Annotated in this window: 14 protein-coding genes; 2 read left to right on the top strand and 12 right to left on the bottom strand. The window is 71.1% G+C overall.

The annotated features are described in order from the left end of the window. Positions 1–63 precede the first annotated feature (63 nt). Positions 64–1,488: an MFS transporter gene (locus AC07FY_RS16255; protein WP_479006278.1), complete on the bottom strand. Its 1,425-nt coding sequence runs from the start codon at positions 1,486–1,488 to the stop codon at positions 64–66. A 167-nt stretch (positions 1,489–1,655) separates the two neighbouring features. On the opposite strand from AC07FY_RS16255, the gene AC07FY_RS16260 reads away from it, so the two are divergent. Then, positions 1,656–2,591 (top strand): helix-turn-helix domain-containing protein, encoded by a 936-nt coding sequence (locus tag AC07FY_RS16260; RefSeq protein ID WP_479006281.1) that lies wholly within the window; start codon positions 1,656–1,658, stop codon positions 2,589–2,591. Positions 2,592–2,605: 14 nt separating this feature from the next. Here AC07FY_RS16260 and AC07FY_RS16265 read toward each other — a convergent pair whose 3' ends face one another. The 11 genes from AC07FY_RS16265 to AC07FY_RS16315 all read right to left on the bottom strand — a co-directional run bounded on the left by AC07FY_RS16265 (position 2,606) and on the right by AC07FY_RS16315 (position 15,778). Continuing rightward, positions 2,606–3,853 (bottom strand): acyltransferase family protein, encoded by a 1,248-nt coding sequence (locus AC07FY_RS16265; protein WP_479006284.1) that lies wholly within the window; start codon positions 3,851–3,853, stop codon positions 2,606–2,608. Between the two features lie 240 nt (positions 3,854–4,093). Further along, complete coding sequence (locus AC07FY_RS16270; protein WP_479006287.1) at positions 4,094–5,341, bottom strand: FG-GAP repeat domain-containing protein; 1,248 nt, start codon at positions 5,339–5,341, stop codon at positions 4,094–4,096. Beyond that, the gene (locus tag AC07FY_RS16275; protein ID WP_479006288.1) at positions 5,341–6,105 is read right to left on the bottom strand and encodes a hypothetical protein; all 765 of its coding nucleotides are present in this window, start codon (positions 6,103–6,105) and stop codon (positions 5,341–5,343) included. Before AC07FY_RS16275 ends, AC07FY_RS16270 begins: the two co-directional genes overlap by 1 nt. A 21-nt stretch (positions 6,106–6,126) precedes the next feature. Further along, positions 6,127–7,323, bottom strand: coding sequence for a non-hydrolyzing UDP-N-acetylglucosamine 2-epimerase (wecB, locus tag AC07FY_RS16280; protein WP_479006291.1), 1,197 nt, complete (start codon positions 7,321–7,323; stop codon positions 6,127–6,129). Positions 7,324–7,694: 371 nt separating this feature from the next. Then, the gene (locus AC07FY_RS16285; RefSeq protein WP_479006294.1) at positions 7,695–9,392 is read right to left on the bottom strand and encodes an FAD-binding oxidoreductase; all 1,698 of its coding nucleotides are present in this window, start codon (positions 9,390–9,392) and stop codon (positions 7,695–7,697) included. 4 nt (positions 9,393–9,396) lie between these two features. Continuing rightward, positions 9,397–10,653: an MFS transporter gene (locus tag AC07FY_RS16290; RefSeq protein WP_479006297.1), complete on the bottom strand. Its 1,257-nt coding sequence runs from the start codon at positions 10,651–10,653 to the stop codon at positions 9,397–9,399. An 11-nt stretch (positions 10,654–10,664) separates the two neighbouring features. After that, positions 10,665–11,447: an SDR family NAD(P)-dependent oxidoreductase gene (locus AC07FY_RS16295; protein ID WP_479006300.1), complete on the bottom strand. Its 783-nt coding sequence runs from the start codon at positions 11,445–11,447 to the stop codon at positions 10,665–10,667. A gap of 89 nt (positions 11,448–11,536) precedes the next feature. After that, positions 11,537–12,982 (bottom strand): MFS transporter, encoded by a 1,446-nt coding sequence (locus AC07FY_RS16300; RefSeq protein ID WP_479006303.1) that lies wholly within the window; start codon positions 12,980–12,982, stop codon positions 11,537–11,539. Positions 12,983–13,051: 69 nt separating this feature from the next. Next, positions 13,052–14,026, bottom strand: a complete 975-nt coding sequence (locus AC07FY_RS16305) for a ParB/RepB/Spo0J family partition protein (protein ID WP_479006306.1) — start codon at positions 14,024–14,026, stop codon at positions 13,052–13,054. A gap of 195 nt (positions 14,027–14,221) precedes the next feature. Beyond that, positions 14,222–15,127, bottom strand: a complete 906-nt coding sequence (gene galU, locus AC07FY_RS16310) for a UTP--glucose-1-phosphate uridylyltransferase GalU (RefSeq protein ID WP_479006309.1) — start codon at positions 15,125–15,127, stop codon at positions 14,222–14,224. 57 nt (positions 15,128–15,184) lie between these two features. Continuing rightward, a complete protein-coding gene (locus AC07FY_RS16315) occupies positions 15,185–15,778 on the bottom strand; it encodes a TetR family transcriptional regulator (protein WP_479006312.1) in 594 nt (197 codons plus the stop codon). Between the two features lie 300 nt (positions 15,779–16,078). Here AC07FY_RS16315 and AC07FY_RS16320 point away from each other — a divergent pair, with 300 nt between their 5' ends. Beyond that, entirely contained in the window at positions 16,079–17,362 is a 1,284-nt protein-coding gene (locus AC07FY_RS16320; protein ID WP_479006315.1) for an IS701 family transposase, read from the top strand. Positions 17,363–17,529: the final 167 nt, after the last annotated feature.

A 17,529-nucleotide genomic window follows, 5' to 3' on the forward strand; every position in this document is an offset into this window, starting at 1 on the left:
CTTCCCTCCGTGCCTGGGGCAACGTTCGCCGCCGCGGCAGGGCTGTCACAAGGCGGAGTTGCCTTAGTTGCCGGGCTGCCGCGTGGTGCGGAGGAAGAGGGCGGTGGTGAGGGTCCCCACCACGACGATCGCGGTGTTGACGATGACCGCGGTCGTGATCCCGTCATGGATGTCGGCGTTGGCCGCCACGACCGCGGACATGATCGGCGTGCCCATCGTGATACCGATCTGCTGCGTCATCGTCGCCAGACCCGTCGCCATACCCTGCTCGGCGTCCGGCAGACCCGTCGTCGCCGTCACCATGAACCCGACGATCACCAGCATGTTGCCCACACCACCGGCGAACGTCGCGACCAGCAGAAGCCACATACTCCCCGAGGTCTCACCCAAAGCGACCAGACTCAACGTCGCGACCGCCTGCAGCACACCACCCACGATCAACGTCGTGCGGGTACTCGTCGCACCGATCACCCGCGGCGCGATCGAACCACCGATCACCGTGCCGATACCCAGCACACCGAACGACAGACCCGCCGCCAACGGCGAGAAGTCCAGCACTTCCTGCAGATACAGCGTCATCAGGAACACCAGACTGGTCTCCGTCAAAAACGCGATCAGACCGGCGATGTTGCCCCACGCCACGGTCTTCTTCTTCAACACCGACACCGGAACCAACGGCGCCGCCGTCTTCGACTCGATCGCATAGAACACCACCAGCAGCACCACACCGGCGGCCAGCCAACCCAGAGCCGAACCCGAACCCCAACCGTGCTCACCCGCCTGCGTCAACCCATAGATCAACGCCAGCAGACCCAGCGTCACCGCCGTCGCACCCGGCAGATCCAGCTTCGGCCGCACCGCCGGACGCGACTCCTTGATCACCGCCGGCGCGATGACCAGCACCGCGAGCGCCACCGGAACATTGATGAAGAACGCCCACCGCCACGACAGCAGATCCGTCAGCACCCCACCCAAAATCGCACCCGTGGTGAAACCGGCCGACATCAGCGCACCGTTGAGACCCAACGCCTTCTGACGCAACGGCCCCTCGGGAAACGACGTCGTCAGCAGCGACAGACCCGCCGGCGTCACCGCAGCCGTCGCAAGCCCCTGGAACACCCGCGCCACGATCAACATCTCAGGACTCGTCGCCAAACCACCCACCAACGACGACAGACCCAGCACCGCCAAACCCACCAGGAACAGCCGACGCCGCCCGAACAGATCCGCCACCCGACCGAACAACAGGGTGAAACCCGCCGCGCACAACGCGAACGACGTCGCGATCCACTGCAGATTCGACAACGAGAACCCAAGCCCGTCACCGATCACCGGCAACGCCACATTCAAAATCGAGAAATCAACCGCCAGCATGAACTGCGCCACCAGCAGCACCACAAGCACCAGCTTGAGGCGTCCGTCCAAACGGACCGGCCCCTCCCCCACCCCCGTACCCGCATCGGCACGCGCACCTTCGACAACCGACATCGCGACACTTCCTCTCGATCACCGCAACACGGTGTTGCGGGATCGACTCTGGACCGGTCGGGCGGGGTTACCCAGCCCCCTGGTGGTGCTGGCCCCGGGCAAGCTGGCACTGCCAGGGCCACCTTCACGGGCAGCGTCCGGCGGCCCGCCCCGGCACACTGGACGGCATGGACACTCCCACCGCCCTGGGCGAATTCCTCCGCACCCGCCGGGCCCAGCTCCAGCCCGAGGACGTCGGACTGCCCTCGCACGGCACCCGCCGGCGCGTACCCGGACTGCGGCGCGAGGAGCTCGCCCTGCTGGCCGGGGTGAGCATCACCTACTACACGCACCTGGAGCAGGGACAGAGCACGAACGCCTCGGACAGCGTGCTCGACGCCCTGGCGCGCGCCCTGCGGCTGACCCCCGACGAGCACGCCCACCTGCTCGACCTGGCCCGGCCGCCGCGAGCCAAGCGGGCCGCGTCACCGCGCCCCGAGTACGCCCGGGACGCCACGCGCCGGCTGATCGGTGCCATGCCGCAGGTCCCCGCCGTGGTCCTGGACGGCCGCAACAACGTGCTCGCCTGGAACGGGCTGGGGCACGCCCTCCTCGCCGGGCACCTCGACTTCGCGAGCCCCGACGACCCGGCCGTACGCCCCAACCTGACGCGGATGCTGTTCCTCGACCCGCACACCCGGGAGTTGTACACGGACTGGAAGAGCGAGGCCCGCGTCGCGCTGGCCGCGCTGCGCCTGGTCGCCGGACGCAACCCCGAGGACCGCGCACTGGCCGAGCTCATCGGGTCCCTGATGCTGCAGAGCCCCGACTTCGCGACGCTGTGGTCCAAGCACCCGGTGCGGGACTGCACCGTCGGTACGAAGACGCTGCACCACCCGGTCGTGGGCCCGCTGACCCTCGACTTCGAGAGCCTGCGCCTCACCGACGGCACCAACCACCGCATGCTGCTCTACAGCGCCCCCGAGTCCTCGCCCTCCGACGCGGCGCTGCGCATGCTGTCCAGCCTCACCGCGGGCTCCGGCGGCACGGGCCACGACGGCCCGAAGCCCGCGTCGGCGGATGCGGACGCGGGCGGGGGCGCGGGCGGGACGGTGGAGCGGTAGGGGCGTGGAGGGGGTCAGCCCGCGCGGCCACCGGTCGTGGCGGGAACCGGGGCCGCGACCTCGTGCGGTGCGGCGACCGCGACGGCGTCCGGGTCCGGAAGCGCGGCCGGGACCGGGAGCGTACGGGGCTTGGCGCGGCCGAAGCGGCGCATCATCGGCATCTCCACGAAGCGGAACAGGAGCCAGCCGCCCAGCAGCGAGGCGCAGAAGAATCCGGCGATCACGAGCAGGGCGACGGGGACGCCGTAGGTCTGCTCGCCCAGCAGCGAGCGCAGGTAGAAGATCGTGACGCCCTGGACCAGGTAGAACCCGAAGGACACCTCGCCCAGCCAGACCATGGGCCGGCTGCGCAGGAAGGTGGTGCGGCCCTGGACGTCGGCGTGGGCGGTGGCCCCGATGAGCGCGGCGACGGGAACGATCGTCGCGACGACGAACCCGTACTGGAACGGGGCGACGAGGGCGGCGGCGTAACCGAGCACGGTCAGGGCCAGGGCTGCGCCGAAGCCGACGCGGCGCGGCCAGAGTCCGGCCAGGACGACGCGGGCGAGCAGGATGCCGAGGGCGAACTCGAAGAGCCGGCCCACGGGCAGCAGGTAACCGAACCAGAACTGCAGGTCGGAGACCGGGGTGATGGCCGACTTCGGCGTGTCGGGGACCAGGTACGTCGAGACCAGTTGGACGGCGATCGTGCCGGCCACCATCACACCGCTCCACACCCACAGGGCGGCGCCGCGGATCTTGCGGATCGGGACGATCAGCAGCGGGAAGAGCACGTAGAAGAGCAGTTCGCTGCCGAGGGACCAGGTGGGCGGGTTCACGCTCAGGTTGATGCTCGCCTGCGGGAACCAGGTGTGGATCAGCAGCAGGTTCGGCAGCCAGTCGGCCACGCTGGTCACCGCGGCGCCGGCGAACAGGACCATCGCGGCGGCGAAGACGACGACGTGGTTGGGGAAGATCTTCAGCAGTCGGCGTCGGAGGAAGGCGGTGACCCGCTCCCCGGGTCTCGAGGCCCACGCCAGGACGAATCCGGACAGCACGAAGAAGAACGACACCCCGAGGTAGCCGGCCTTGCCGAAGGCCGTCGCATAGCCGTCGGCGATCGAGGCGTCGGCGAAGGGGTTGATCGGGGCGTTCGGCGGTATCGGGGAGTCGGTCAGGGAGGAGTGGAAGAAGAAGACGAGGAGGGCGGCGAAGAACCGCAGGCCGGTCAGTGAGGGCAGTTTCGCCCGCTGGGCGGCTTCGGGGAGCGTCGAGGAGGCCACAGGGTCGCTCTTTCGGAAGAGGGTCGTCAGGGGACGGCCGCCGGGACCGGGCTCCGCCGTGCGGAGCGCGGTCCCGGCGGCGGCGCGCGGGGGCGTCGCGGGACGGACGGTGGGGCGCGGGCATCGGGCGTGGACGCGGGGCCCGGACGTGGGGCACGGGGCGCCGGCGCGGGCGTCGCGGGACGGGACGGCGCAGGGCAGAGCAGGGGCGGTGCAGGGCAGCGCGGGGGGCCGGGGGGCCTACTGCTCGATCTCGTTGCGGTAGACCATGAGCTTGGCGTCCTTGGCCACGTAGTAGTTCTGGACGGAGTAGGCGATGGTCGCGAAGTCCAGCCGGCCGTCGCCGTTGAAGTCGGCGGTGGCGATGCGGGCGACGGACTCCTCGGAGACACGCCACTTCGCCCAGACGCCGTTGGCCGCGTCGATCGCCTTGTAGTACATGACGCCCTGCCACGGCCACGGGCCGCGCAGCGCCACCAGGAACTCCTCGTCCCCGTCGCCGTCGAAGTCGGCGCAGACGATCTGGTGGCCGGGGCCCTCGCCGTTCTCGTTGGGGTCGCCGTACACGTCCAGCAGGACGCGGTTCCAGCCCTGGCCCTGCGCGTCCTTCGTGTAGACGGCCACGGTGTTGCCGTGGAAGGGCTCGATGGCGGCGACGTACGCCATCGGGTCGTCGCCGAGCCGGCCGGCGTTGAGGTCGCCGCTGCCGCGGAAGCCGGTCTGTTCGAACTGCGTGAGCTCGCCGGTGCCGATCAGCTCCCGGATCCACTCCTGGCGGGCCTCGTCGTAGTGGAGCCAGGTGACGCCCTCGTCGGAGGCGAGGAGCAGGGATTCGAGGTCGGAGCCGGGGATGAGGCCCTGCTTCTTCTCGGCGCCGTGGATCATGCGGAAGTGGCTGTCGTCGATGACGGTCATCGGCCATTCCTCGGCGCTGTGCACGTCGTCGGGCTGCGTGAACAGCACCACCGGGAGGACGGCGTGCACGTCCTCCTTGGCGACGATCGGCAGGCCGATGATCTGGAGGCGGTCGGTGCGGGTGAAGTGGCCGGCCCGCAGGCGGTGCATGCCGGTGGCGCGTCCGACGTAGTGCCGCTTCCAGCGGGACTCGTCCTTGTCCGGGGTGCCCGGGTTCTCCAGCCAGTCGATCTTGCCGCCCTCGGTGTTGGCGTCGTGGATCGTGCCGATCGGGCCGTACAGGTCGTAGCAGACGATGACGTCGGGGTGGCCGTTGCCGCTGACGTCGGCGAAGTCGGCGCCCACGGGCATCTTGATGCGGTCGGCTATCAGGCGGCGGGTCCAGTCGCCGTCGTTGGCGTACCAGTAGATCTCGCCCAGCCGCAGCCCGTAGCCGAACAGGTCGGGCTTGCCGTCGCCGTCGATGTCCGGGGCCTCCAGCCAGTAGCCGTCGCGGAGCTGGTCGGCGACGACCTCGGCGGTGAACTTCGGGGCACGCAGGACGTTCTCGGTGTTCTTGCCGGTGGCGGTCATCAGTGGTTCTCCTGGGAGTGTGCGAGGCGGACGGCGCGGGGGACGGGGTGGTACTCGATGGCGAGCCAGATGCAGTCGGTGTCTGCCCTGTACTGGTGCCAGGGGTAGTGGTAGGTGCACTGGGGGCCGGTCGCGCAGAACGGGTCCGGGGTGGTGTAGCCGGGGCTCATCAGGACGTCCTGGTAGAGGGAGTCCGTGTCGTGGTTGCGGAACCGCTGCATCCGGCCCAGCCCGTGCACCTGGGTGTGGACCTCGATGAAGTCGTGCTGGTTGTGGATGAAGCAGTTGGTGCCGGCCGGTGCGAACCAGAGGTTGGCGCGGACGGTGAACTCCCGCTCCACCTCGGCGCTTTCCCGTTCGCCCAGCAGGTGGGCCGGGTCGAACACCACCGTGTTGATCTCGTCCTGGGGGCTCCGGAACAGCGGGGTCTCGCGGGGGAAGCCCCCGTCCGGGCCGAGCAGGTCCGCCAGGTGCGCCCAGCCCGGCGCCTCGGCGACTGCGGACACGTCGCCGTCCTCGGCGGCGGGGCGCAGCAGGAGCAGTGCGTCGGCCTTCTCGATGCGGGTGTCGGCGAGCACCGTCGAGGAGAGCGGGGGGATGCTCTTGCGCGGTACCTCGGCGACGGTCACGGGGGTGGTGCCGGGGTTGACCACGATCGTGCGGCCTTCGACGGTGTAGTCCACGGCGTCGCGCACGAGGTCGGCCCTCAGGTGGGGGGTGCTGAAGTTCAGCGGGCGTTCGGTGGCGGACGGGGTGGCGCTCATGCGGCTTCCTCTCGGTGTCGGTCAGGTACGGGCGAAGTCGGCCGTGCGCGCGAGCTCCACGCTGAGCTCGTCGACGGGGGTCTCCGGGACGAAGGGCTCCGGGGCGGGTCCCAGGCCGAAGAAGTGGGCGATCGCGGCGACGGTGCGGACGGTGGCCAGGCCGTCGCCGTACGGGTTGGCGGCGTTGGCCATCCGGTCGTAGGCGCCCTGGTCGCGCAGCAGTCGCAGGGTGTGGGCGACGATGCCCTCGGTGCGCGTCCCCACGAGGCAGGCGGTGCCGGCGACGATGGCCTCGGAGCGTTCGGTGACGTCGCCGAGGACCAGGGTGGGCTTGCCGAGCGCGGGCCCCTCCTCCTGGCTGCCGCTGCTGTCGGAGACGATGACGTCGGCGCGGCCCATGAGCTTGCAGAAGCTGAGGTAGGGCAGCGGGTCGACGACGGTGATGCCGGGGTGGCCGCCGATGTGCGGCAGGAGCGCCTCGCGGACCACGGGGTTGCGGTGCAGCGGGACGACGACGCGGACGCCGGGCTCGTCGGCGATGCGGGCCAGGGCCCGGCCGATCTGCGGCAGGTGGGGCCACGCCTCGCGGCGGTGCGCGGAGGCCAGCACGACCCGGCGGGGGTCCTGGTCGAGGTCTTCCAGGGCCGGGACACCGTAGCTGGGAGCACGGCCGCTGGCCCAGCGCAGCGCGTCGATGACGGTGTTGCCGGTGACGGTGACGGTGTCGGCGGTGATGCCCTCGCGCAGCAGGTTCGCCAGGTTCCCCGGCGTGGGGGCCAGGTGCAGGGCGGCGATCTGCGCGACGAGCCGTCTGTTGCCCTCCTCGGGGAAGGGCGAGCCGAGCCGGCCGCTGCGCAGTCCGGCCTCGACGTGGACGACGGGGATCCGCTGGTGGAACCCGGCCAGGGCCCCCGTGAGGGTGGTGGCGGTGTCCCCGTGGACCAGGACCGCGTCGGCGGGCGCCGAGGCGAAGTAGTCCTCCAGGCCGCGCAGCGAGCGGTAGGTGACCTGGGACAGGGTCTGCTTGGGGGCCATCACCTTCAGGTCGACGTCGGCGGTGAGGCCGAAGGCGTCGAGGGTCTCGTCGAGCATCTGGCGGTGCTGCCCGGTGGAGATCACGACCGGCTCGAAGCGCGGGTCGTCCTGGAGGGCGCGGATGACGGGCGCGAATTTGATGGCTTCGGGCCGGGTGCCGAGGACTAAGGCGACGGAACGCATGGTTTCCTCTACTTCCTTCACGAGGGGGCGGTTCGAGCCAGGACATGACGGGGGAAGGGCGCGGCATGACGGGTCCGCGGACAGGCACTTCTCGGGGGGTGGCCAGGGGATCGGATCTCGCTCGGAGGGGCCTTCCAGCGCCCTCTTCCGGCCAAGGGACAGCTTTCCCGGAGCCGGCCGGGCAGTCAACGAACGCCCCCGGCCACTCGAACGGTTGGACGGGAACGACAAGAAGCCCCGCACTCCGGAGACCGGAGTGCGGGGCTGTGGGCAGCGCGAACGGGGCGAGCGCGGCGGGCGGAACGGCTGTCGGACAGCTCGGAGTCAGGACCGGATCAGCCGCGGGCCGGGCGTGATCCGAAAGACACGCCCTAGCCGCGGGCGGGCTTGACGGACATCGAGTGCCGGAAGAAGTCGGACGGGTCGTAGCGCCTCTTCACCTGCTGGAGGCGGGGGTAGTTGTCCTTGTAGTAGAGCGTCTGCCACGGCACGCCGGAGCGGTTGCGCCGGGGGTCGGTGATGTCTCGGTCGGGGTAGTTGATGTAGCAGCCGTCGGTGCTGTCGTCGATCAGGGGGACGCCCCCGGTCGGGGAGAAGAAGTCCTCGTAGAGGCCGCGCAGCCAGCCGAGGTAGAACTCGTCCTCGCCCTCCTCCTGCCAGAAGGTCTGGAAGCACATCTTGAAGATCGAGGACCTCTGCGCGTTGGCCGTCGCGTCGGGCGCGGCGGCGTTGACCTGCCCGCCGAAGGAGAACAGCACCAGCATGGTGTCCGGGTTGGTGAAGTCGGGCCGGCTCATGTGCCGGTAGAGCGCCTGGATCTGGTGGTCGCTGAAGTTCTTCCGCATGTAGGCCGACTTGTGCGCGCCGCGCGAGGTGGGGTTGGTGATGGTCGGGTTGTTCGTGCCGACCAGGCGGGTGGCCTGGAGCCAGGGCAGGGTCCTGGGTTCCGCGAGCTGCGGCATGGCCGGCAGCTCGCCCGTCGCGCGGGTGAGCGCCTGCGGGGTGACGCCCGTACCGGCCGTGATGGCCGCCAGGTAGTCGTCGAGCAGTGCGCGGGCGTTCGGCACGGTGGCGTCGACCTGGGTGAACATCCCCAGGCTGCCGTGTGCCTTGGAACTGACGTTGAACAGGCTGGAGAGGTTGCGGTACGGGGAGTCGGGCGCGCTGTTCGCGGCGTGCCAGGCTCCGAAGTTCTTCAGCAGCCGGGTGAACCTCGCCTCCGTCAGCTGCGCCCAGGGGAAGTCGACGGCGCTGACCAGGACCGTAGACGGCGGGGAGATCAGCTGCTCGGAGGGGACGGACCCCTTCGCGCCCGGGGAGCGGAACCAGTAGCGGGTCACCAGGCCGAAGTTGCCCCCTCCCCCGCCGGTGTGCGCCCACCAGAGATCCCGGTTCGGGTCGTTCTCCTCCCGGGTGGCGACGACCGTGCGCACCCCGCCCTTGCCGTCCGTCACGACCACCTCCACGGCGTAGAGGTGGTCGACGACCAGGCCGTGGGCCCGGGAGAGCAGACCGTAGCCGCCGCCCGCTATGTGACCGCCGGCGCCGACGCTGTAGCAGATCCCGCCGGGGATCGTGACGCCCCAGCCCTTGTACAGGGCCTCGTACACGTTGATCAGCCGGGCTCCCGCCTCGACCACGAACGCCCGGAACGCCGGGTCGTACCCCACGTGCGTCATCTCCGAGAAGTCGATGATGACCTCGGTCTCGGGGTGCGCGGCGAAATCGGCGAAGCAGTGGCCGCCGCTGCGCACCGAGACCCGCTTGCCGGCGCGGACGGCGTCTCTGAGGGCCCGTTCGGCGTCCTGGGTCGAGCGGACCATCTTGATGTAGTCCGGGCGGGCGACGAAGCGCTGGTTGTTGCCGGTGGTCAGCATCTCGTAGCGCGGATCACCCGGCTTGACGACCGATCCCGCTCCGGCGGCTGCCCCTGCTCCCGCGGCGGCTCCGCCGGAAGGGGCGGGGGACGCGGCGGCCGCCGCGGGACCGGCCAGTGCGCCGGCCACCGCCGCGCCTCCGACGACGGCCGCGCCGCGGGTGAGCATGGTCCGGCGATCGACACCGTTCATGGGTCTACCTCGACTTCTGTTCGATGAGTGGTTCAGCGGGGAGTGCTGGAGCGGGGAGCGCGGTCCCCGGGAGGGTGGTCTCGGGCAGCGTGCTGCCGGGCGGCGGGAGCGGACGGCCGGCACGGTGGTCGAGCAGTCCGGACAGCGCCGCGGTGCCGAGGCCCGCGGCGGCGAGTCCTGCGCCGATCCAGGTCGGCGAGGTCCAGCCCAGGCCGTGGGCGACGGCGAGGCCGCCGAGCCAGGCGCCGAGGGCGTTTCCCAGGTTGAAGGCCGCGATGTTCGCGGCGGAGGCGAGGGCCGGGGCGCCGGCGGCCTGCTGCATCACGCGCGCCTGGAGCGGAGGCACCGTCGCGAAACCGATGGCCCCGAAGGCGGCCAGGGTGATCGCGGCCGGTACGGCGGACCGCGAGGTGAAGGTGAAGACCACCAGGACCACGCAGAGGCCGCCCAGGATGAGGTACAGGCTGGGCATCAGGGACCGGTCGGCGGCCCGGCCGCCGAGCACGTTGCCCACGCACAGCCCGACCCCGAAGAGGACGAGCAGCCAGGCGACGGCGCCGTCGGAGAAGCCGGCCCGTTCCGTCATCATCGGCGCGAGATAGGTGAAGGAGGCGAAGACGCCGCCGAAGCCGAGGACCGTGGTGGTCAGGGCCAGCCACACCTGGGGCTTGCGGAAGACGGCGAGTTCGGCGCGCAGCGCCCCGCTCTCGGGCCGCGGCTGCGGTGGTACGAGGGTGATCAGGCCGATCAGTCCGACGATCCCGATGCCGGTGACGGCCCAGAAGGTCGACCGCCAGCCGAACTGCTGGCCCAGGAACGTGCCGGCCGGTACCCCGAGCACGTTGGCCAGGGTGAGGCCGGTGAACATCAGGGCGATGGCGCTGGCCCGCCGGTCGGGTGCCACCAGGTCGGCGGCGACCACGGACCCGATCCCGAAGAAGGCTCCGTGTGTGAGGGCGGCGACCAGCCGGCCGCCCATGAGGGCGGTGTAGTCCCCGGCGAGGGCGCAGAGCAGGTTGCCCGCGATGAAGACGGTCATGAGCACGACCAGCATGGTCTTGCGCGGCAGCCGGGCGCCGGCGGCGGTCATCAGCGGAGCGCCGACGACCACGCCGAGGGCGTACCCGGTGACCAGCATGCCGGCGGAGGGGATGGAGACCGACAGGTCGTCCGCGACGTCCGGGAGCAGACCGACGATGACGAACTCGGTGGTGCCTATGCCGAAGGCGCCGATGGCGAGGGCGAGGAGGGAAGGTCTCATCGGGACCCCGGTCAGATCTGCCGCAGGGCGCCGCCGTCGACGCTCCACTCGGCGCCGGTCACCTGGCCCGCGAGGGGCGAGAGCAGGTAGGCGACGACACCGGCGACGTCGTCGGGGATGCCGATGCGGCCGCTCGGCAGCCGGCGTTCCTCGCGGATGAAGTGGTCGACGGCCTCGTCGGGCGCCAGGCCGAACCGCTCGCCGAGCTGCTCGGCGAAACCGCCGGGGGCGTCGAACAGCGCCGTCCGGGTGGGTCCGGGCGACACCACGTTGGACCGCACCCCGCGGACGCCGAACTCGGCGGCGAGGGACTTGGAGAGGGACAGCAGCGCGGTCTTGGTGGCGGCGTAGTCGACGATGCCCGGGTCGGGGAAGCGGGCGGCCTCGCTCGCGATGTGCACGAGTGCGCCGCCGTTCTCCAGGAGGGCGGGCAGGGCGGCACGGGTCATGCGGACCGCCGAGTGGAAGTTGACCTCGAAGGTGCCGTGCCACTGCGCGTCGGTCACGTCGAGGAAGCCGGTGCGCGACTGGAGCGCGCCCACGTTGTTGACGAGGCCGTCGAGCCGGCCGTGGCGCTCGATCACCGCGTCGGCGACCTGCCGGGCCGCGTCGGGTTCGGTGAGGTCTGCGGCGACGGTGCTGACCCGGTCGCCGAGGGCGTCGGTGTTCCAGGGCTTGCGGGCGACGCCGACGACGGTGGCGCCTTCGGCGGCCAGCAGGCGGGTGGTTGCCGCGCCGATCCCGGAGGACGCCCCGGTGACGAGGTACACGCGGTCTTCGATACGGAGGTCCATCACGTTCCTTGGGAAGAGGAGACCTTGGGGAGGCGGCCCGGCACGGTCGGTGCCGGGCCACCTCGCGAGGGGATGCTTCGACCGCGGACTCAGGCGGCGGGCGTGAGGTCCTTGGCGGCCCGGTTGCGGAGGAAGAGGGCGGTGGTGAGGGTTCCGACCACGACGATCGCGGTGTTGACGATGACCGCGGTCGTGATCCCGTCATGGATGTCGGCGTTGGCCGCCACGACCGCGGACATGATCGGCGTGCCCATCGTGATACCGATCTGCTGCGTCATCGTCGCCAGACCCGTCGCCATACCCTGCTCGGCGTCCGGCAGACCCGTCGTCGCCGTCACCATGAACCCGACGATCACCAGCATGTTGCCCACACCACCGGCGAACGTCGCGACCAGCAGAAGCCACATACTCCCCGAGGTCTCACCCAAAGCGACCAGACTCAACGTCGCGACCGCCTGCAGCACACCACCCACGATCAACGTCGTGCGGGTACTCGTCGCACCGATCACCCGCGGCGCGATCGAACCACCGATCACCGTGCCGATACCCAGCACACCGAACGACAGACCCGCCGCCAACGGCGAGAAGTCCAGCACTTCCTGCAGATACAGCGTCATCAGGAACACCAGACTGGTCTCCGTCAAAAACGCGATCAGACCGGCGATGTTGCCCCACGCCACGGTCTTCTTCTTCAACACCGACACCGGAACCAACGGCGCCGCCGTCTTCGACTCGATCGCATAGAACACCACCAGCAGCACCACACCGGCGGCCAGCCAACCCAGAGCCGAACCCGAACCCCAACCGTGCTCACCCGCCTGCGTCAACCCATAGATCAACGCCAGCAGACCCAGCGTCACCGCCGTCGCACCCGGCAGATCCAGCTTCGGCCGCACCGCCGGACGCGACTCCTTGATCACCGCCGGCGCGATGACCAGCACCGCGAGCGCCACCGGAACATTGATGAAGAACGCCCACCGCCACGACAGCAGATCCGTCAGCACCCCACCCAAAATCGCACCCGTGGTGAAACCGGCCGACATCAGCGCACCGTTGAGACCCAACGCCTTCTGACGCAACGGCCCCTCGGGAAACGACGTCGTCAGCAGCGACAGACCCGCCGGCGTCACCGCAGCCGTCGCAAGCCCCTGGAACACCCGCGCCACGATCAACATCTCAGGACTCGTCGCCAAACCACCCACCAACGACGACAGACCCAGCACCGCCAAACCCACCAGGAACAGCCGACGCCGCCCGAACAGATCCGCCACCCGACCGAACAACAGGGTGAAACCCGCCGCGCACAACGCGAACGACGTCGCGATCCACTGCAGATTCGACAACGAGAACCCAAGCCCGTCACCGATCACCGGCAACGCCACATTCAAAATCGAGAAATCAACCGCCAGCATGAACTGCGCCACCAGCAGCACCACAAGCACCAGCTTGAGGCGTCCGTCCAAACGGACCGGCCCGCCGGATCCTCCTCCCTCCCCTGCACCCGCGTCGACACGCGCTCCCTCGACAACCGACATCGCCATACGTCCTTTCGATCACAACGGAGGCCTTCGTCGCGAAGGCCGGTTCTTGCCGGGGAAGCCGGCTCAGGCAGGGGTCTGCGCCGAGGCGCGGCGCCGTAGTTCTTCGGACAGTTCCTGCCAGTCCCGCGCGCACTGGGCGGCCGCGGCTGCCGCCGTCTCGGCGCGGTACGGGGGTACAGCGGCGATGATCCGCTCCCACTGGCGCAGCCCGCTCACCTGGAGGTCGAGCATGCGCAGCAGGAGCCGGCCCGCTTCGCTCAGCCGCAGCAGCGGGTCCTTGCAGAGGCTGGTGACCAGCGCGGGCAGGGGCTGCCCCCGGCCCCGGGCGGGCACCTCGGCCGGGGGCGGACCCTGGCCGGAGCGCCGCTGGACGGCGGGCACGGGATCCGCGCCCTCACCGATCCTGCGCCGGACATCGCGCACGGTCGAGGGCGCGATGCCCGCTTCCCGTGCGATCTGCCGCAGGGAGGCCGTGGGCCGCCCGGCGAGCAGCCGGGCCGCCGCCTCCCTGCCGCGTACGGGATCGGCCGGGCGTACGCGGCCGTCCTGGCCGACGCGGCCCGGCGGCTCGGGTGCGGGTCCCGCGCGGCGGCGCAGCGCTCCGACCGTCTTGGCCGCCAGTCCGGTGCGCTGCGCGATGCCGCGGTCGGACCAGTCGGGGTGGGACCGCAGGATCCGCAGCGCCGCGGCGGTCCGCTCGGCGTGCGTGAGCGGGAGCCCGTGACTGATGTTGGCCTCGACCGAGAGGACGAACGCGTCCTCGACGCTGCCGTCGAAGTACGTGACCGCCACCGTGTCCTGCCCGCGCAGTACGGCGGCTCGCAGCCGGTGCGTGCCGTCGATGACGCGCATGGTGTCGCGGTGCACGAGCAGCGGCGGCAGCGGCCGGCCGGAGTGGGCGAGGCCCTGCGCGTGGCGCTCGTCCTCACGGACGGCCCGCGGGGAGTCCGCGGCGAGCAGTGCGCCGACCGGTACCTCGACGACGCCGTCGGGGGCGGCGGACGCGTCGGTCACGTCGGTCGTGTTCGGCTTGCCCATGGTGTTCACCTCCCTTCGCGCGTTCGGTGCTTCGCTGCCGGCCCGTCGCCGGGCCCGGGATAAAAATTACGTAACTACCGTTCGGTAACCCAGTGGCGGCGCCAACTCAGCGGCGATCTGGGCAACTTGGCAAAGTAGCGGTGTCGCTGAGTGGGCGACCGCGGAGGATCCCCGGTCGCCCACCGGCCCCCCGGCTCACACCCCGGCCGGTTCCTCCGCGCGGACGAACTCCCGCAGCCAGGCGAGGAACCCGGGCCCCAGGTCCTCGCGCTCGCAGGCGAGCCGGACGGTTGCGCGCAGGTACTCGGCCCGGTCACCGGTGTCATAACGCCGCCCCGAGAAGACGACTCCGTGCACCGGCCGACCCGCCCGGACCAGGGCGCGCAGCGCATCCGTCAGCTGGATCTCGCCGCCGCGGCCGGGGGCCGTCCCGCGCAGGACCTCGAAGATCTCGGGATCGAGGAGGTAGCGGCCGATGATCGCGAGGTTGCTGGGCGCGGTGCCGGGCTCCGGCTTCTCGACCAGGTCGGTGATGCGCACGCCGCCGGTGCCCGACGGGCCGTCGACCGCCGCGCAGCCGTACTGGTGGATGGCGTCCGGGTGCACTTCCATGAGGGCGACGACGCTGCCGCCGTGCCGGGCGCGCACCTCCGCCATGCGGGACAGCAGCGGGTCCCTGGGGTCGATCAGGTCGTCGGCCAGCAGGACGGCGAAGGGCTCCCGGCCGACGTGCGGCGCGGCACACAGCACGGCGTGGCCCAGCCCTTTGGGATCGCGCTGGCGCACGTAGTGGATGTCCGCGAGCTCGGTGGAGGCGCAGACGCTGTCGAGCTTGTCCTGGTCACCACGGCGCTGGAGGGCTTCCTCGAGCTCGTAGTTGCGGTCGAAGTGGTCCTCGAGCGGCCGCTTGTTGCGGCCGGTGACCATCAGGATGTCGGACATCCCCGCCGCGACCGCCTCTTCCACCACGTACTGGATGGCCGGCTTGTCGACCACCGGAAGCATTTCCTTCGGGGTGGCCTTGGTGAGCGGGAGGAATCGCGTGCCGAGTCCCGCGGCGGGGATGACTGCCTTGGTTATCCGCTGAGGTGTGGAATTCATGGCGCCGACGCTAGGGGGCGACGCCCGCTCTCGGCTCGAATTCCCGTTCTTTCGCGTCTACTTGGGCATTTCCGGGCCGGCCGGCGACGCCGCGATGCCCCGCCGGACGAGCCGCCACAGGTCTTTGAGCTCGGCGACGGCGAGACCCCGGCCACCGCCGCCCGTGCGACTGCGCCGGGCCCGCACGACGACCCCTCCCACCAGATGGGCCGTCAGCAGGGCGGCGGGGCGCGGGCCGACCTCCGGGCTCAGCTGGCCCTGTTCGGCGGCCTGCTCGAGCAGCTCCCGCACCTCGGGGTACCAGCAGCTGCACCAGGCGGGGCCGGCGCCGACGCGCTCCTGGGTCAGCCGCGCCGCAGCCCGGACGACCGCGTCGCCCTCGATCAGGCAGCCCAGCTCCAGGACCAGCGCGGAGACGGTGTCCAGCGCCGGACCGCCACGGGCCGTGACGTCCTCGACCACGCGGCGGGTGGCCGCCCGTCCCGAATCCTCGACTGCCGAAGCCAGTTCCCCCTTGGCGGAGAAATGGAAGGTGAGCGCTCCGATGGATATCCCCGCTGAGCGACTCAGCCGGGATAATGACGTCCCGTCATATCCGTTGCGGTCGAATTCTGCGGCGGCCACCGAAATCAGGTGGTTACGGGTGCGCACGCCGCGCTCTTGCTTTACCACTGCGCCATCACTGCCATCCGGGTCGTTCCTGACTCACCAGTACATCCTGTCTCGGGACGGCGACCTCCAGCGTCGCCCGGGGGCCGGCGGCACACAACGCCGACCTGACGAAGAAACACCCGCCGTCCGCCCGCCGCCGATCGCCCGACGGCGCTCGCCCCCCCCAACGTGCCCAAGTCGAGGGATGTGCGCTACACCTACGCTAGAAAAAAAACGAACGTTCTGTATTCTGAGGATACCTACGACGCACGCCGGCGTCCGCAGCGAAGGGGGAGACAGATGACGGCAGATACGAGGCCCAGAGCTCTGGTCGCGGGGGACACCACCCTGGACGAGTTCGCCGAGCGCCTCTTCGGCCACTTACCGAGAGCGGACCAACGCCGCTGGGCCCGGGTCTACCTGCAGGGACTGCTCACCACCCCGGGCAAGAAGTCGGTACGCCGGCTCGCCGCGTCCGTGACCGAGTCCCCGACCGCCTCCCAGTCGTTGCAGCAGTTCATCAACGCGAGCCCGTGGACCTGGGAACCCGCACGCGCCGAACTGCTCCGCTGGGTGGAGGAACGCCATTCCGTCCATGCCTGGACGATCGGCCAGGTGGCCTTCCCCAAGCGCGGCGAGCACTCGGTCGGCGTGCACCGCCGCTTCGACCCGGCCGTCGGCCGCATCGTCAACTGCCAATACGGCTACGGCCTCTTCCTGTCCTTCGGCGGTACGAGCGTGCCCGTCGACTGGGGGTTGGTCCTCCCCGAGAACTGGTCGGCCGATCCCGTCCTGCGCCGCCGGGCACGCATCTCGCCGGAGGTCGCGCACCAGAGCCCCGAGGCCCTCGTGCTCGGGCTCGTCGACGCGGTCGCCGCCCGCACTTCGTCGGTACGCGCCCCCCTGATCGCCGACTTCAGCCGCCTGGACGGCGCCGCGGCGCTCATCGGCGCGCTGAGCCGCCGGGGCCAGGACTTCCTGGTCTGCGTCCCGCCGACGCTCGTGGTCGGCCCCGCCGGTCCCGACCACGGGGCCATGCCGGCGCGGCTGACGGCGGGCACCCTCGCCCGAACGCCGTCGGGGCGGGCACCGGCCCGGGCGCCGATGCGCATGCCGGCGCGGACTGCGGTGCGGGATCCGGCACGCGGGACCACCGCGGGCGACGTCGCCCGCCTGGGGAACACCAGCCATCCGTACGCCACGCGGCTCAGCGGTCCCGACGCGCGTCCGCAGCGGCTGCGCATCCACTCGGGGCTGGTCCGGGTGCCGGGTGCGGAGAGCGGGGTTCCGGGGGCGCAGCAGACGTACCGCCTGTTCGGCGAACGGCGGCCGGGGCCGGGCTTGCGCGGCGGACCGGTCTGGCTCACCAACATGGGCCGCCACCGGATGGACGACCTGCTGCTCCTCGTCCGGCAGTCGGCGCGGACCGCCGCGGCGGTGGACGCGCTGGCCGGCGAGTTCGGCCTCCTCGACTTCGAAGGCCGGTCCTTCCCGGGCTGGCACCACCACATGACGCTGATGTCGGCGGCGTTCGCGTACAAGGCCGGGCCGGCGGCGGCGCGGGCACGGGAGCACGCGGCCTGAGCAGCCTCTGGGCTGCGCCGCGGCCGTGACGCCGGCCCGGGCGGGGCGTCGGTGCGCGCGGGCCGGGCTCCACCCGAGGCGGAACCCGGCTCCGCCGGGCACCGGGCTCCGCCCGGACCCGCGCCTCAAACGCCGGCGGGGCTGGATTGGGCTTCGACCGCGTCGGC

This window comes from Streptomyces sp. NPDC045967 (assembly GCF_056430495.1).

What these genes read in the sequence shown, in the direction of transcription:
- galU (WP_479006309.1), bottom strand. Translation starts at nt 15,127, where the DNA reads ATGAATTCCACACCTCAGCGGATAACCAAGGCAGTCATCCCCGCCGCG.
- AC07FY_RS16300 (WP_479006303.1), bottom strand. Translation starts at nt 12,982, where the DNA reads ATGTCGGTTGTCGAGGGAGCGCGTGTCGACGCGGGTGCAGGGGAGGGA.
- AC07FY_RS16320 (WP_479006315.1), top strand. Translation starts at nt 16,079, where the DNA reads ATGACGGCAGATACGAGGCCCAGAGCTCTGGTCGCGGGGGACACCACC.
- AC07FY_RS16285 (WP_479006294.1), bottom strand. Translation starts at nt 9,392, where the DNA reads ATGAACGGTGTCGATCGCCGGACCATGCTCACCCGCGGCGCGGCCGTC.
- AC07FY_RS16270 (WP_479006287.1), bottom strand. Translation starts at nt 5,341, where the DNA reads ATGACCGCCACCGGCAAGAACACCGAGAACGTCCTGCGTGCCCCGAAG.
- AC07FY_RS16255 (WP_479006278.1), bottom strand. Translation starts at nt 1,488, where the DNA reads ATGTCGGTTGTCGAAGGTGCGCGTGCCGATGCGGGTACGGGGGTGGGG.
- AC07FY_RS16290 (WP_479006297.1), bottom strand. Translation starts at nt 10,653, where the DNA reads ATGAGACCTTCCCTCCTCGCCCTCGCCATCGGCGCCTTCGGCATAGGC.
- AC07FY_RS16305 (WP_479006306.1), bottom strand. Translation starts at nt 14,026, where the DNA reads ATGGGCAAGCCGAACACGACCGACGTGACCGACGCGTCCGCCGCCCCC.
- AC07FY_RS16260 (WP_479006281.1), top strand. Translation starts at nt 1,656, where the DNA reads ATGGACACTCCCACCGCCCTGGGCGAATTCCTCCGCACCCGCCGGGCC.
- wecB (WP_479006291.1), bottom strand. Translation starts at nt 7,323, where the DNA reads ATGCGTTCCGTCGCCTTAGTCCTCGGCACCCGGCCCGAAGCCATCAAA.
- AC07FY_RS16275 (WP_479006288.1), bottom strand. Translation starts at nt 6,105, where the DNA reads ATGAGCGCCACCCCGTCCGCCACCGAACGCCCGCTGAACTTCAGCACC.
- AC07FY_RS16295 (WP_479006300.1), bottom strand. Translation starts at nt 11,447, where the DNA reads ATGGACCTCCGTATCGAAGACCGCGTGTACCTCGTCACCGGGGCGTCC.